This is a genomic window from Variovorax sp. SRS16 (genome assembly GCF_901827165.1).
Classification (GTDB): domain Bacteria; phylum Pseudomonadota; class Gammaproteobacteria; order Burkholderiales; family Burkholderiaceae_C; genus Variovorax.
This window is the reverse complement of the sequence record NZ_LR594666.1, coordinates 2,249,178-2,265,184: the sequence shown is the minus strand read 5'-3', so window position 1 is coordinate 2,265,184 and position 16,007 is coordinate 2,249,178. Positions and strand designations below refer to the sequence as shown.

The window sequence follows — 16,007 nt, the reverse complement described above, 5'->3', positions numbered from 1 at the left end:
ATCAGTCCGGCTCGGGCTCGGGGCCCGGCATTGCAACCTTTTCAGTCACCAGGCTGACCTGGGCGCGACCGGCGGCCCGCGCGCGATCGAGCGCCGCGGCCGCCGCATCGGCGAGCGCGTCGACGCTGTCGATCGCTTCGGGCCGCGCCGCCTCGCCCTGCAAGGACGCATCGAAGCAGGCGACGCCGGCGCTGCACGTGAGGTGACGCGACACCGGCGACCCCTGGTGAGCAATGTCCAGCGCCTCGACCGCACCGAGCGCCGCGTTGGCCACATGCAAGGCGCCCTCGGCCGGCGTTTCGGGCAGGATCAGCGCGAACCGGTCGCGCTCGAGGCGGGCGACGAAATCACTGCCGCGGCGAACGCTGCGCCGTATGCTCTCGGCCACGGATGCAAGGCTGGCCTCGGCAGCCTTGCGGTCGTAGAGGGCCTCGAAGGATTCGAAGAAGTCGACCTCGACCAGCACGAGCGAGAGCGGATGCCGCGACCGCCGGGCGCGCTGGCCTTCGCGCATCAGGTTCTCGAGATAGGCGGCCTCGTTCCCCACGCCGGTGACGAGATCGACGCGCGACAGGCGGCGAAGATCGTCCGCCAGCCGCTTGAGCTTGAGCTGGGTCTGCACGCGCGCCGTCACTTGCGCCGGATCGAAGGGCTTGCGGATGAAATCGACCGCGCCCATCTTGAGCACCGCGACCTCCAGTTCCGGCTCCTGGTGGCTGCTCACGAAGATGACGGGGATGTCGGCCAGTGCGGCATCGGCCTTGAGCGCCTCGCACACCTGCAGCCCGCTCATGTCGCCCATCTGCGCGTCGAGCAGGATCAGGTCGGGTGGCGCCTCCCGGCTGAGCCTCAGCGCGTCGGTGCCGCTGGTCGCGAAGCGCACGGTCGAGTAATCCGAAAGGATTCGGCTCAACATCTGGACGATGGCAGGGTCGTCGTCGACAAGAAGAAGGCTCGCCTCGATCGTTGATTTCTTCATCGGAGGCATTTTGCCGGAATCGATTTAGCGTGTTAACAATCCAGGCTCCGCGCCTCGGCAATGGGGCGCACCAACCGGTATTCCTGCACGGGAACCCTGTCGGGGACGACAAGCGCGCAGGTGGAGTTCAATGACGGGCAAATCATGGCTGCAGCCACCCATCGAGATCCCCTGCACGACCGGGCCGATCCGGCGCCGGCCCTCTACGTGTGGATCGCACCCGATCCGGCCGTGCAGGCCGCCATCGACGCGCATCGTCGCGCGTGGTGGTGGCCCGAGGGCAGCCATCAGCCCAAGCCGCACCGGCTGCATCTGACCCTGTGTCCGCTCGGTGCGCGCAGCGACGCGCAGCTCGAAGGCATCGACGAGGCCCTGCGCGGCGTGCGGGCCGGCAGCTTCGAACTCGTGCTCGACCGATCCGGTGTCTGGACGCGCAACGGCGTGGCTGTCGTCTGTCCGCAGGCGCATCCGGGCCTGACGAAGCTGCATCATGCGATCGAGCGAGCGATCTTGCCGTGGGCACGGCCTGCTCCGTGGGAGCCGCACATCACCATCGCCCGTCGCGCGCTGGGCGCGGGCGCGCAGCGCATGACGCCGATCCGCTGGCAGGTGCGGGAGTTCGTGCTCGTGCGGTCGTGGCTGCCTCCGCATCGGGTGTGGCATGAGGTGCTGGGGCGCCATCGGCTGGTGTGACGCAGAGCACGACGCGAAGAAGTCCGCGAGGCCGCAAGACGCATCATGTCGGCGTGAGCATGAGATGGGGAAGCGCGTCGACGACAAATTGCCTGCTGTTGAATTCGCTGAGCGCGTGCTGATCGGGCTGCGGGTTGGGTCGCGACCACGCCGGACTGAACGCCAGCTTGTAGTTGTGATGAAGCGCCATCGACTTCATGACCGTCTCCACGATCGACGCCTGCCCTCTCTCGAAGGTGGAGGCGTGGGAAGACTTGTAGAGGATCCTCGCCAGCGACTGCTTGAGGTGATCGATTCCGAAGCTGGGGTCCCAGTCGAGGGCAGACAGGACATCGGGCACGATCACCTCCTCCGCATCGACGTCCGAGCCGCGCGCATGAATGCAGCGCAGACGGGAGATGTCGATGTCCCCATCGGCCCTGGCAGACCATTTGAACGTGAAGAACGAAATACATTTCGACTCGGATATGGGCTGCAGCCACCCCTTTCCCGACCGGCCGCCGATCAGATCGTAGCCAAGGGCGGCGTTTTCCTTTCCGCTGAAAAATTTCGCAACCCTTCGATTGCCACCAGGTTTCTCTTTGCTCACCAGAAACTCGAAGAACGTCGGATCCGAATTACGGAAGCAATACATGTTCCATTCGAGTTCGACCATCGATTCGAATTTTCCCCGGACTTTCCCGGCCCATGCAGGCCAGCTGAGCACGGGGTCGTCCAGGCTGGTGTCCATGTCGTCAAGTCGAGCGCCGAATCGATGGGGAGCGTTCGTGCCCGACATCACGGCCATCGCCTGCCTGTCCTGCGCCACGGCATTGAACATGACGCGAACAAATACCGAAGCCGCATCCGCCCGCGCGCGGAACGGCAAATCCTTCGTCTCAGCATGGAACTTGGCCAGGCAGGCTGCCACTGTCGGCATCGTGTGGCTGCTTGTGACTCTTTGGAAAATGGCGTTGCCCAGCAGGCCGCCATACGAGGTGTTCGGGTCGTCGGGGTCTTGCGGTTGACTGTTGATCCAGTGCGCGGCCTTGGAGATGACCATCTGGAAGCCGCGCGCATCCGCATCGGGACATGCAATCGCTTTCGTCAACTCGACGGCCGCCTCTTCGCATTCGATCTTCAGCTCGGACGGGAAGTCCCTCGTGATCCCGATCGCCTCGATCACCATGGCATGGACGCCCAGAAGCACCTGGCATTTCTGTTCGTGAAGATCATTCGCGACCTCTTTCAAGACTCCGGTCCAGTGGCTCTCGTCCGCAAGGTCCGGGGCTTCGCGATCTTGCTCGCTACCGACCGGTATTCGACATGGACTCGGAAAGCTCGAGCGAGGAGATATCTCCGGTGATGAATTCGGCGATGCAAATGGCGATCCAATCATGGAACTCGTGCTGTGGGAAACGCACTGTGTGACACTGATGGCGGATCTGGTTCCATCCCGGTACACAGGGATCGCACGAAGGTCCTTCGATCGGTTCAGAGCCACCGGAGCAAAGAGTAGAATCCGCGCCTGCCGCGGGCGTAGTTCAATGGCAGAACGGCAGCTTCCCAAGCTTCATACGAGGGTTCGATTCCCTTCGCCCGCTCCAGCGCACGTCGCTCGGCACCAACGACAAGCGCATCGCCGCCGCTCTGGCGCATCGCCACTGGTCCGAAGCGGCTGAAGCCTTCGCCGCCGCCGAGGCTAAGCGGAAGCCCCGCGAGGTCGTTCCGCTGACGCCCGCGCTCTCGGCGTACATCGTGGCTGAGGCCAACCGTAGGCACTGCCCCGCGGGCTGTCGACCCACCGCTTGGCGAGGCCCTGATTACCGCTGTCATGGGCCATGAGGCCGACAACGTGGGTCACCCTCTGCGCCGCAGCCCGACGAGGCGCGCCACGAAGCGCAAGCGCACGTTGCCGAGCTCCATGTCGAAGAAGGCACGGTCAAGTCGGAAGAGGCCCAGAACTCGCCGCATCCCGACGATCACGACCAGGGCCGTCGTCGGCACGGCGACGCAACATGCCATTCCGCACGCTCAAAGCGCGAACAAATGGAGAATTGGGGCGCTTTTCGAGCATTTGCTTCCGGCCGCATTCGGTATAGTCAGCAAACGTTGCGTGTGTAGATGGAAGTAATAAATCTACAAAATCTACACTCGCAAACAAATGAGCCGCTCGCTTGCGTTCGCGCCGGACAGCGTCTTCCTCCCTGTCTCGGAATGCTTCGCTTCAAATGGTCATTGCACGGTCCTGCGCTGAATCCATCAGCGCAAGGCGTCTTTCGGCGCCCGGACCCCGACGATCGCTGCCGCCGGCGACCGAGGCGTGTCCGCGCGTACCGAAAGTCGTGTCAATGCCCAACGATCCACAAGAACAACAACAAGAACCTACGCTTTCTCGCGCTCGCTTCGGTCCCGTCAAGGCAACGATCCTCGCGGTCACCGCGTTGCTGGGTCTGAGCGGCTGTGCCTCGTTCAGCGTCGAAACCGCGCAGCTTTCCACCCCCGAGATCCGCGCCACCCTGCAGCAGGACAAGGTCGCGCTGGAGCGCAATGTCGAGCCGCTCGGCGGCCCGCTGACACTCGACGGTGCCATCGCCCGCGCCATCAAGTACAACGCCGAGCGCCGCTACCGTGCCATGGAAGAAGCGGTGGCCATGGGCACCTTCGAGGTCAGCAAGTACGACATGCTGCCCAAGCTGATCGCCTCGGCCGGCTACCGCGATCGAAACAACGACCTGATCACCCGCAGCATCGATTCGGTCACCGGCCTGCCATCGCTCGCCAATCCGTACATCTCGTCGAGCCGCCAGGTGGCCTCGAGCGAAATCGGCCTGTCGTGGAGCCTGCTCGACTTCGGCCAGAGCTACTACGCCGCGCGCCAGAACGCCGACCGCGTCCTCATCGCCGGCGAGCGCCGCCGCAAGGCGCTGCACAATCTGATCCTGGACGTGCGCACCGCCTACTGGCGCGTGGTCGCCGCGCAGAAGCTGGAGCCCTTGCTGCGCACCACCATCGCCGATTCGGAGAAGGCACTCAAGGATGCCCGCAAGGCCGAGGACGACCGCATCCGCTCGCCGCTGGAGCCGCTGCGCTACCAGCGCCAGTTGCTGGAGAACCTGCGCCTCCTGGAAACCATCGAGCAGGAACTCTCGACGGCGCGCGTCGAGCTCGCGACCTTGGCCGGCCTGCCGCTGGCCGCACCCTACACCGTGGTCGAGCCCGCCAACGACGTGAACACAGTCTGGCTGCAGCAGCCGCTCGACAAGCTCGAAGAGGTGGCGCTGCTGCGCAATCCCGACCTGCGCGAAGGCATCTACAACGCCCGCATCGCCCAGCAGGAAACGCATCGCGCCCTGCTCAAGCTGTTCCCGGGCCTGTCCTTCAACTACGGCTACAACCACAGCAACGACGACTTCCTGATCCACCAGAACTGGAACGAGGTCGGCGCCCAGATCTCGTTCAACCTGCTGGGCCTGCTGTCGGCACCGGCGCAGATGCGCCTGGCCGACACCGGCGTCGCGCTGGCGGACCAGCGCCGCATGGCGATGCAGATGGCCGTGCTCACGCAGCTGCACATCGCGCGCCTGCAGTACGCGAACAGCGCGCGCCAGTACGAACGCTCCGATGCCATCGCCCAGGTCGATGGCCGCCTCGCCCAGCAGGTCGCGAACCAGGCCGAAGCGCAGAAGCAGTCCGTGCTGGACCGGATCTCGCAGCAGAGCGTGTCGGTGCTGTCGCAGCTGCGCCGCTACCAGGCGCTGTCGAACGCGCAGGCGGCCGCATCGCGGCTGCAGGCCACGCTGGGCATGGAGCCCTCCGTCGACGCCTCGCCCAGCATGCCGCTCGCCGCGCTGACCCAGGCCGTCAGCCAGTCCTTGCAGACCTGGAACAAGGGCGAGTTGCCGCCGCTCGAGGAAACCCGGTGATGCCGGTTTCGCTCGAAGCGCGCGTGCGCGGCCTGCTGGCCTGCGCGCTCGCGCTTCTTGCCCCGGGCATCCACGCTGCCACGCCGCAGCCGGCCGCAGCTTCCGCGCTCGAGACGCGCGAGGTCAGAGCCCAGCTGGCACCGCGCCGCTACACGACGCTGGCCGCAGAGATCGGCGCCAAGATCAACCGCCTGCCACTGCCCGAGGGCGCCGCCTTCAAGCAAGGGCAGATGCTGGTGCAATTCGACTGCGTGCTGCAGCAGGCGCAGCTCGCCAAGGCCGAGGCCATGCTGATGGCAGCCAACACCGCCTGGCACGGCAATCAGCGGCTGGCCGATCTCAATTCGGTGGGCAAGGTCGAGCTCGACGTCTCGAAGGCGGACGTGCTGCGTGCGCAGGCCGAGGTCTCGGCCAATCGCGCGCTGATCGGCAAGTGCCAGATCGCGGCGCCTTTCCCGGGCCGCATCGCCGAGCAGAAGGCGCGCGAGCAGCAATACGTGCAGCCGGGTCAACCGCTGCTGGAGATCCTCGACGACAGCCAGTTGGAGCTGGAGTTCATCGTGCCGTCGCGCTGGCTCGCCTGGGTGCGCAACGGCACCACCTTCGAAGTCAACATCGACGAGACCGGCAAGACCTATCCGGCCAAGGTGCAGCGCATCGGCGCGCGCGTCGATCCCGTCAGCCAGTCGGTCAAGCTGAATGCGGTCATCGACGGCCACTTCAGCGAACTGGCCGCCGGCATGAGCGGCAAGGTCATGATGGCGCCGCCGCAGCGCTGAAGTCCCTTTCACCTGTCCAGCAGCCACACCGCCCACGCTGCGCCACCTCAGGGAATCTGCCATGAATCCGTCGCTCTCTCCCCTGCGCCTGCCGGCCGGCGCCTTCCGCGGCCGCCGCCTGCTGCGTGCCTCGTCGCAACTGCTCGCGCTGGAACAGCGCTTCATGTTCGACGGTGCGGCCGCCGATGCGGCCCACCACGCGCAAGCCGCGCACGACAGCGCACCGCCGCCCGTGCCGCCCGCGGTGCAGGTGCGCGCCATCGAGCCAGCCAAGGACGAAGGCAAGAAGGAAGTGGTGGTGGTCGACACCTCGCTGGCCAACTACAAGAGCCTGGAAGCGGGCGTGCGCGACGGCGTGGGCATCGTCGAGTTCGACGGCAGCCGCGACGGCCTGGCGCAGATCGCGCAATGGGCCGCCACGCAGAGCGGATTGGACGCGATCCACATCCTCTCGCACGGCTCGGAAGGAAAGCTCGACCTGGGCACGACGGTGCTAAGCGATGCCACGCTGGCATCCGGGACCGTGCAGACGGAACTGGCCGAAATCGGCCATGCGCTCACCGCCGGGGGCGACCTGCTTCTCTACGGGTGCGATGTCGCCGCCGGCAGCGACGGCCAACGCTTCGTCGATGATCTGGCAAGCCTCACCGGCGCCGACATCGCCGCATCGACGAATGCGACAGGGGCAGCGGACAGGGGCGGAGACTGGACCCTCGAAACGCATGTCGGCAAGGTCGCAACCGATGCGCTGCACATCGACGGCTACCAGGGCCTCCTCACTGTCCTGACCTTCGACCCCAACACCGATTCGGACCTGGCGGGCTGGGATCAAACGTCGATCACGAGGATCATCGACGGCAGGACTTTCACCCTGTCGGGCGGCGGCGGCTCGGGCGGACTGGGCGTGTACTCCACCGCCGATACCGGTGATGCAAGCAGCGGGATCTTTGCCTACGAAGGAAGCAGCGGCGGCCACGACGTCTACAAGCTGACTCTCCAGGTCCAGAGCGGCTACATGTTCGATCTGTCCGCCTTCGAGGTGGTCGCGAGTTCGGGCAGCCTGACACTCGACCTGACGTATGCGGACGGCTCGACGCGCAGCATCACCCAGTCGGGTCTCGAGACGTGGCAGACATTGTCCAGCTTCAGCGCGTCCACCGACCACGTCACGCAGGTGGTGCTGACCGCGAACGACTACGCGCTGTTCCAGAACTTCGACATCGAGAACGTCAAGCTGCTGCCGCCGACGGCCACGGTCGCCACCGCCCATCTGTCGAACGACACCGGCACCAGCAGCAGCGACTTCATCACCAACACCGCCGCGCAGACCATCAGCGGCACGCTGTCGGCCAACCTGGGCAGCGGCGAAAAGGTCCAAGTGTCCTACGACAACGGCAACAGCTGGAGCGACGCCACCAGCTACGCGGTCGGCAGCAGCGCCTGGAGCACCACCACCACGCTGGCCGGCGGCAGCACCTTTCTCGCCCGCGTCAGCAATGTCGACAGCTCCAGCACCGCCTACTCGCACAGCTACACGCTGGACACCACGGCGCCGACCACCGCCTTCACCGGCATCTCGCTGTCGGCCGACACCGGCGCCAGCAGCACCGACTTCATCACCAGGACGGCGGCCCAGACCATCACCGCCACGCTCACCAATGCGCCGGCCGGCACCGATGTCGTCTGGGGCTCGACCGACGGCGGCAGCAGCTGGACCGACATCACCAGCAAGGTCTCCGGCACCACGCTGAGCTGGAACGGCGCCACGCTGGGCGCCGGCAGCAGCTCCATCATGCTCAAGGTGACCGACGCAGCCGGCAACGACAGCAGCCTCAGCTTCCAGAACTACACGCTCGACACCACGGCCCCCGCCAAGAGCGTGGCCAGCGCCGCCTTCTCCAACGACAGCGGCAGCTCGTCGAGCGACTTCATCACCAACGCGGCGGCGCAGACGATCAGCGGCACCTTGTCGGCCAACCTGGCCAGCGGCGAAAGCGTCCAGGTCTCGCTCGACAACGGCGCCAGCTGGTTCGCCGCCACGGCCAACGTGGGCCAGAACACCTGGTCGCTGGCCGGGCACACGCTGACGGCCAGCAGCACGCTCCAGGTCAAGGTCAGCGACCGCGCCGGCAACGACGGCGCCGTGCTGTCGCAGGCCTATGTCTACGACACCACCGCGCCAACCACCACCTTCGGCGGCCTGGCGCTGTCGGCCGACACCGGCACGAGCAACAGCGACTTCATCACCCGGACCGCGGCCCAGACCATCAGCGCCACGCTGAGCGCCGCGCCGGCCGGCGGCGACATCGTCTGGGGCTCGCTCGACAACGGCGCCACCTGGACCGACATCACCAGCAAGGTCAGCGGCACGGCCTTGAGCTGGAACGGCGTCACGCTGGCCGGCAGCGACACGCTGCAGCTGCGGATCGTCGACGCCGCCGGCAACACGGGCAGCGCCAAGACCCAGGCCTATGTGCTCGACACCAGCACGCCGGCCACGCCGGGCACACCGGATCTGGCCACGGCCAGCGACACCGGCCCGCTCAACAACGACAACATCACCCTCGACACTACACCCACGCTGAGCGGCACGGCCGAGAACGGCAGCACCGTCACGATCTACGATGGCGCCACGCTGCTCGGCACCGTCACCGCCGGCGCGGGCGGGTGGACCTACACCACCGGCGTGCTGGGCGAGGGCAGCCACACCCTGACCGCGGTGTCGACCGACACCGCCGGCAACGCCTCGGCTGCTTCCGCAGGACTGACCGTCACCATCGACGCCACCGCGCCCGCCGTCACCTCGGTGGCGGTGCCGGCCAACGGCACCTACTACGGCGGCAACGCGCTGGACTTCACGGTCAACTTCGACGAGGCCGTCATCGTCGATACCTTCGGCGGCACGCCGCGCATCGCCGTCGTGGTGGGCGCCACCACCCGCTACGCCGACTACGTGTCCGGTTCGGGCACCAGCGCGCTGGTGTTCCGCTACACCGTGCCGACCGGCGACCTGGATGCCAACGGCATCACGGTCGGCGCGCTGTCGTCCAACGGCGCCCTCATGCAGGATGCCGCCGGCAACGACGCCGTGACCACCCTCAACAGCGTCGGCAGCACCGCCGCCGTCGATGTCGACGGCACGCAACCCAGCATCACCAACGTCGGCGCAAGCACGGCCGACGGCGCCTACGGCAGCGGCCAGACCATCACCATCACCGTGGATTTCTCGAATGCGGTGACCGTCGACACCACCGGCGGCACGCCGACGCTGGCGCTCGACGGCGGCGGCAGCGCCACCTACATCGGCGGCTCAGGCACCGGCACGCTGAGCTTCAGCTACGTCGTCGGCGCCGGCCAGAACAGCGCCGACCTCGACTACAGCGGGACCAGCGCGCTGGCCCTGAACGGTGCCACCATCGTCGATGCCGGCGGCGCCCACGTGGCCGCCTCGGTCGCGCTGGCCACGCCGGGTACGGCCGGCTCGCTCGGTGCCAACAAGGACATCGTCGTCGACACGGCCGCGCCGACCAATACCGTGGCCAGCGCATCCTTCTCGGCCGACACCGGCACCTCCGGCAGCGACTTCATCACCCGCGTCGCCGCGCAGACCGTCAGCGGCACCCTGTCGGCCAACCTGGCTGCGGGCGAGTCGGTCTACGTCTCGCTCGACAACGGTGCGACCTGGGCCCTGGCCACCGCCTCTGTCGGCGCCAACACCTGGTCGCTTGCCGGCCAGACGCTGAGCGGCAGCGGCACGCTCAGGGTGCGCGTCACCGACGACGCCGGCAACAACGGCGCCGCCTACGCGCAAGCCTATGTGCTCGACACCACCGCGCCGACGATCGGCTTCGGCAACCTCGCGCTGTCGGCCGACACCGGCGCGAGCCATGCGGACTTCATCACGAACAGTGCGGCCCAGACCCTCAGCGCGACGCTCAGCGGCGCCCCGGCGGCCGGCGACATCGTCTACGGCTCGCTCGACAACGGCGCCACCTGGACCGACATCACCAGCAAGGTCAGCGGCACCACGCTGACCTGGACCGGCATCACGCTGGCCGCCAGCGACACGCTGAAGCTGCGCGTGACCGACGCGGCCGGCAACGACGGCGCCGCCACCAGCCAGGCCTACGTGCTCGACACCACGGCGCCCACCACCAGCGTCGCCAGCGCCGCCTTCTCCAACGACAGCGGAAGCTCGTCGAGCGACTTCATCACCAACGCGGCGGCGCAGACCGTCAGCGGCACGCTGTCGGCCAACCTGGTCGCCGGCGAAACCGTGTACGTCTCGCTCGACAACGGCGCCACCTGGAGCGCCGCGACCGGCGCGGTCGGCAGCAATGCCTGGTCGCTGGCCGGTCAGACCCTGACGGCCAGCAACACGCTCCAGGTCAAGGTGAGCGACGCCGCGGGCAACGACGGTGCCGTGCTGTCGCAGGCCTATGTGCTGGACACCACCGCGCCCACGATCGTGTTCTCCAACCTCGCGCTCTCGGCCGATACCGGCACGAGCAGCAGCGACTTCATCACCCGCATCGCCGCCCAGACCCTCACGGCGACGCTCAGCGCGCCGCTGGCGGCCGGCGACGCGGTCTTCGGCTCGCTCGACGGCGGCACCACCTGGGTCGACATCACGGCCAAGGTCGGCGGCACCACGCTGAGCTGGGACGGCATCGCATTGGCCGGCAGCAACACGCTCCTGTTGCGCGTCACGGACAACGTCGGCAACGACGGCGCCGCGCGTGCGCAGGCCTATGTGCTGGACACGACGGCGCCGGCCATGAGCCTCGGCAACCTGGCGCTGTCCGCGGACACGGGCAGCAGCAGCTCCGACTTCATCACCCGCACCGCCGCACAGACCGTCACGGTCACGCTCGGTGCCCCGCTGGCGGCCAACGACATCGTCCTCGGCTCGCTGGATGGCGGCGCCACGTGGATCGACATCACCGGCAAGGTCTCGGGCACCCGCCTGAGCTGGAGCGGCGTCACGCTGGCCGGCAGCAACACGCTGAGGCTCAGGATCACCGACGCCGCCGGCAACGACGGCGCCACCCTCGCGAGGCTCTACACGCTCGACACCACGGCGCCCACGACGACCGCGACCTCGGCGACGCGGGGTGACGGCGGCAGCGTCAGCGGGGGGCTGTCGGCGCCGCTGGTTGCAGGCGAATCGGTGGCGGCATCGCTCGATGGCGGTGCCACATGGGTTCCCGCGCTGATCGGCGCCGACGGGACCACGTGGTCGATCGCCAACGCAGGCATGGGCGCCTTGCAGGTGCAGGTGCTCGATGCCGCGGGCAATGCCAGTGCGCCGCTGGTCGTGAGTGCGGCGACAGCCCCGGCTCAGCCGCCGCTGCAAGCGCTGCCCGTGCCGCCACTGCCACCCGGACCGCCGTCGCTTCCTGTCGAGGCACTTCCCTCGGCGGTGCACGACGCGCCGCCCTCCGATGCGCCGGCGGTGCTTCCCGTCTTCAGCGAGACAACGTCGCCGTCGGGCACCTGGGTCAGCAGCCTCGACGTCGATCTGTCCGCACTCGATTCCACTGTGCTCTCCGCATCCTTCGATTTCCGGGGCGCGCGCCCCGAGCAAGCCGCCTTCCTGCCCCTGCTGACGCGGCCGGCGGCCGATGGTGCCTTCCAGATCGTGGTGCTGCCCGAACTGCGCGGCAGCGGCGAATCGCTGATCTCGAACCGGCCGATGGCCGACTTCAGCGCGCATGGCGGCGACCGCTTCTCCCTGCAACTGCCCGTCGACACCTTCGCCCATGCCGACGAGAACGCAGCGATCGAACTCAGCGCCCAGTCGGCGGACGGAACGCCCTTGCCGCGCTGGCTCAAGTTCGATGCCCGCACGGCGCGCTTCGAAGGCACGCCGCCGCTGGGCTTCGAAGGCACGCTGACTTTCAAGGTGGTGGCGCGCGATGCCCAGGGACGCGAGGCGGTGCAGGTGTTCAAGATCACGGTGACCAAGGATGCGAGCCTCAAGGCCGCGCATGCCGAGTGGCGTCTCGACCTTGCAGAGCCGGCAGGCCGCGCCAGCCTGAGCGACCAGTTGCGCATCGCGCGCGGCGGCGCTGCCGGGCGCCTGGCCGCCCTGTCGCGCGGTGCGGCGGAGGCAAGATCACGGACATGAATCCCGGCGCGCCAGCCCATCCCCTGCTCAAGCTGCTCGAGCTCGCGCAGCGCGCCCGCGCCGCGGCCAGCGACAACGAACTGGCCTTCCTCGCCGTCAACGACACCCGCGTGCTGACCCCGTACCGCCAGGCCGCGCTGTGGTTCGGTACCGCGGGCGTCCACACGCTGTCCGGTGTGGTGTCGGTCGAAGCCAACGCGCCCTATGCGCAGTGGATCGACCAGCTGTGCCGCACGCTGGCCGCACAGCGTGAAACCGGCGGCGCACTGGCCGTCGAGCCGGCGCAGTTGCCGCGCGACGTCGGCGCCGCCTGGAGCGAATGGCTGCCCGCCTTCGCGACCTGGGTGCCGCTGCGCAGCCTGCACCGGCACGCGGCGGGGCAGGCCGGCGGCGCCGCACAACGGGCAGGGCTGCTGCTGGCGGGCGATGCCCCTTCGTCGCCCGAGCAATTGGCCGTGCTGGACGAATGGATGGACATCTGGCAGCACGCCTGGCGCGCCACGCATCGGCGTTCCGCATGGTCGTCCATGGGCGGCCTGCCCGCACGGCTGCACGGCTGGTGGCAGGGCGGCGCCCGAGGTCAGAGGTGGCGCCGCGGGGTTGGCGCCGGCCTGCTGCTGCTGGCCGCGGCGTGCGTGCCGGTTCGCCTCACGGTGCTGGCGCCCGGCGAACTGGTGCCCGCCAACCCGACCACCGTCCGCGCGCCACTGGACGGCGTGATCGCCGATTTCGCGGTCCGTCCCAACCAGGTGGTAGCGGCCGGCGCAGCGCTGTTCTCGTTCGACCAGGCGCCGATCGACAGCCGACTGACCGTGGCGCGCGAGGCGCTGGGCACCGCGGAGGCCGAATACCGGCAAGCCGCGCAGATGGTGCTCAACGACCCGCGTGCCAAGACCCAACTGGCCACGCTGCTCGGCAAGATCGAGGAGAAGAAGGCGCAGTCGGGCTTCCTCGAAGGCCAGGCCCAGCGCTCGCGCGTGCTGGCGCCGCAGGCGGGCATCGTGCTGTTCGACGATCCGTCCGAATGGATCGGTCGCCCGGTGCAAACTGGCGAACGCATCATGCAGGTGGCCTCGCCCACCGACGTCGAGATCGAAGCCTGGGTGCCGATCGGCGATGCCATTCCATTGGCCGACAAGGCGCCGCTGAACCTGTACCTGGCGGCCTCGCCGCTGTCGCCGGTGTCGGGCACGCTGCGCTACATGAGCCACCGCGCCACGGCGCGGCCGGACGGCAGCTACGCCTACCGCGTGCGGGCCACGCTCGACAGCCCGCTCGACCAGCGCATCGGTCTCAAGGGCACGGCCAAGCTGTCCGGCGAGCGCGTGCCGCTGATCTACTGGATGCTGCGGCGCCCGCTGGCCAGCATTCGGCAGTTCCTCGCCATGTAAGGCCGCCATGCCGCCGAGCCTGCCCATGCTGCGCCAGGAACTGGCCATCGGCACCGGTCCGCGGCTGGCCGACGGCCAGCCCAGCTGGACGCTGCACGACCCCGTGCGCAACCTGTTCTTCCAGCTCGACTGGCCCAGCTTCGAAATGCTCAGCCGCTGGGACTTGCGCGATCCGCAGGCGGTGCTGGAAGAGATCCAACGCGATACGGCCTTGCAGCTCGAGGGCGAAGCGCTCGACCGCCTGGTGGCCTTCCTGCGCGACCAGCAACTGCTGCAGCCGGGCAACGGATCGGCCGCGGCATTGGCCGCGATGCGCGACAGAGAGCGCGGCAATTGGTACCAGTGGCTGTTGCACAACTACTTGTTCTTTCGCATTCCGCTGTTGCGGCCGGACCGCTGGCTGACGTGGCTGCAACCGCAGCTCACCTTCCTGTTCAGTCCCGCATTCCGTCGGCTGACCCTTGTCGCCGGTGTGTTCGGGCTGGCCGGCGTCTACCGCGAGTGGGACCACTTCTCCGCGACGCTGATGGACACGCTGAGCTGGAACGGCGCCGTCCTGTATGGCTGCACCATCGTGTTCGCCAAGACCTGCCACGAGATGGGCCATGCACTCACGGCCAAGCGCTATGGCTGCCGGGTGCCGACCATGGGCGTGGCGTTGCTGGTGATGTGGCCGGTGGCCTATACCGACACCAACGAAGTGTGGAAGCTGGCGAACCGCGGGCAGCGCCTGGCGGTGGCCAGCGCCGGCATCGTCACCGAGCTGTGCATTGCCGTCTGGGCGACGCTGGCCTGGAGCTGGCTGCCCGAAGGCGGTGCCAAGCAGATCGCATTCCTGCTCTCGACCACCACCTGGATCACGACGCTGGCCATCAACGCCAGTCCCTTCATGCGCTTCGACGGCTACTACATGCTGTCGGACTACCTCGGCTTGCCCAACCTGCACAGCCGCGCCTTCGCCCTGGCACGCTGGGACTTGCGCGAACGCCTGTTCGCGCTCGGCGAACCGGTGCCCGAGGCCTTCCCGCGCCGGCTGCACGCGGGCCTGATCCTGTTCGCCTGGGCGGTCTGGATCTACCGGCTGGTGCTGTTCCTCGGCATTGCGGCGCTGGTCTATCACTTCTTCATCAAGGCCGTCGGCATTGTCCTGTTCGCGGTGGAGATGGGCTGGTTCGTCACGCTGCCCCTGTGGCGCGAACTTCAGGCATGGCGCGCCCGCGGGCCCGCATTGCGCCGCAGTCCGCGAGCCCGGCGCAGCGCGGTGCTGGCGGTGCTGCTGGTGCTGGTCTTCTTTCTGCCCTGGCCGGACCGCGTGCGCACGTCAGGCCTGCTGCAGCCGCAGACCCGGCAGGCCCTCTATGCACCGGCCAACGCCATGCTCGAAGCGCTGCCGGTGGCCAATGGACAGGCCGTGCAGGCGGGTCAGCCGCTGCTGCGCCTGTCCTCGCCGGAGCTCGAGCTGCGCGCCAGCGAGGCCGCAACGCGTCAGCATCTGCTGGCGTGGCAGTCGGCGTCCTCGGGCCTCGACGCCGCGAGCCGCAGGGACTGGCTCGTGCTCAACGACCAGCTGGGCTTCGCCAATGCCGAGCAGGCGGCCGTCGGCACCGATCTGCAGCGCTACCGCCCGGCGGCCCTGCACGATGGCGTGATGGTCGATGTCGATCCGGACCTGCGACCCGGGGAATGGCTCAAGACCCAAGAATACCTGGGCTCGGTGGTCACTCCGGGGCGGTGGCAGGTGGTGACCTATGTCGACGAGGACGCCGTGCGCCGCATCGCCCGCGATGACCGCGCGCTCTTCATCGCCGACGGCCTGGGTGCACCGGCACTCCGGCTGAAGGTCGCCAGCATCGACCGCGACGCCAGCCGCACGCTCGGCGAGCCGGAACTGGCGTCCTTGTTCGGTGGCGACGTGCTGGTGCGCGAGAAGAATGGCGTGCTCTATCCGGAGCACGCCGTCTACCGCGTGGTGCTGGACGCCGACGAAGCGCTGCCCGCCACCAGCCCCTCGTGGCGCGGACGCGTCGCGATCGTCGGGCAATGGGAAGTGCCGGCCATGCGCTTCCTGCGCAATGCCGTGTCGGTGGCCTGGCGCGAGGGCGGGTTCTAGTTTCGGTTCTGGTGCAAATC

Annotated in this window: 9 protein-coding genes and 1 tRNA gene; 7 read left to right on the top strand and 3 right to left on the bottom strand. The window is 68.1% G+C overall.

Annotated features, from left to right (window positions below; all coding sequences use genetic code 11):
- Position 1: 1 nt before the first annotated feature.
- The gene (locus E5P2_RS10975; RefSeq protein ID WP_162567108.1) at positions 2-979 is read right to left on the bottom strand and encodes a GGDEF domain-containing response regulator; all 978 of its coding nucleotides are present in this window, start codon (positions 977-979) and stop codon (positions 2-4) included.
- 144 nt (positions 980-1,123) lie between these two features.
- On the opposite strand from E5P2_RS10975, the gene E5P2_RS10970 reads away from it, so the two are divergent.
- Entirely contained in the window at positions 1,124-1,672 is a 549-nt protein-coding gene (locus tag E5P2_RS10970; RefSeq protein WP_162567107.1) for a 2'-5' RNA ligase family protein, read from the top strand.
- Positions 1,673-1,715: 43 nt separating this feature from the next.
- Here E5P2_RS10970 and E5P2_RS10965 read toward each other — a convergent pair whose 3' ends face one another.
- Positions 1,716-2,903, bottom strand: a complete 1,188-nt coding sequence (locus E5P2_RS10965) for a hypothetical protein (protein WP_162567106.1) — start codon at positions 2,901-2,903, stop codon at positions 1,716-1,718.
- A 281-nt stretch (positions 2,904-3,184) separates the two neighbouring features.
- Here E5P2_RS10965 and E5P2_RS10960 point away from each other — a divergent pair.
- Positions 3,185-3,258 (top strand) — tRNA-Gly (locus E5P2_RS10960).
- Between the two features lie 253 nt (positions 3,259-3,511).
- Here E5P2_RS10960 and E5P2_RS10955 read toward each other — a convergent pair.
- Positions 3,512-3,658 (bottom strand): hypothetical protein, encoded by a 147-nt coding sequence (locus tag E5P2_RS10955; protein ID WP_162567105.1) that lies wholly within the window; start codon positions 3,656-3,658, stop codon positions 3,512-3,514.
- Positions 3,659-4,002: 344 nt separating this feature from the next.
- Between E5P2_RS10955 and E5P2_RS10950 the strand changes: the two genes are divergently transcribed.
- The 5 genes from E5P2_RS10950 to E5P2_RS10930 all read left to right on the top strand — a co-directional run bounded on the left by E5P2_RS10950 (position 4,003) and on the right by E5P2_RS10930 (position 15,987).
- On the top strand, positions 4,003-5,577 hold the full coding sequence (locus tag E5P2_RS10950; RefSeq protein ID WP_162567104.1) for a TolC family protein: 1,575 nt from the start codon (positions 4,003-4,005) through the stop codon (positions 5,575-5,577).
- On the top strand, positions 5,577-6,356 hold the full coding sequence (locus E5P2_RS10945; RefSeq protein ID WP_162567103.1) for an efflux RND transporter periplasmic adaptor subunit: 780 nt from the start codon (positions 5,577-5,579) through the stop codon (positions 6,354-6,356). The genes E5P2_RS10950 and E5P2_RS10945 overlap by 1 nt, the downstream gene beginning before the upstream one ends.
- A 61-nt stretch (positions 6,357-6,417) precedes the next feature.
- Positions 6,418-12,486 carry an Ig-like domain-containing protein gene (locus tag E5P2_RS10940; RefSeq protein WP_162567102.1) on the top strand — a complete coding sequence of 2,023 codons (6,069 nt, stop codon included), beginning with the start codon at positions 6,418-6,420 and terminating at the stop codon, positions 12,484-12,486.
- Positions 12,483-13,877, top strand: coding sequence for an efflux RND transporter periplasmic adaptor subunit (locus E5P2_RS10935; protein WP_162567101.1), 1,395 nt, complete (start codon positions 12,483-12,485; stop codon positions 13,875-13,877). Before E5P2_RS10940 ends, E5P2_RS10935 begins: the two co-directional genes overlap by 4 nt.
- A gap of 7 nt (positions 13,878-13,884) precedes the next feature.
- The gene (locus tag E5P2_RS10930) at positions 13,885-15,987 is read left to right on the top strand and encodes an HlyD family efflux transporter periplasmic adaptor subunit (protein ID WP_174262657.1); all 2,103 of its coding nucleotides are present in this window, start codon (positions 13,885-13,887) and stop codon (positions 15,985-15,987) included.
- Positions 15,988-16,007 lie beyond the last annotated feature (20 nt).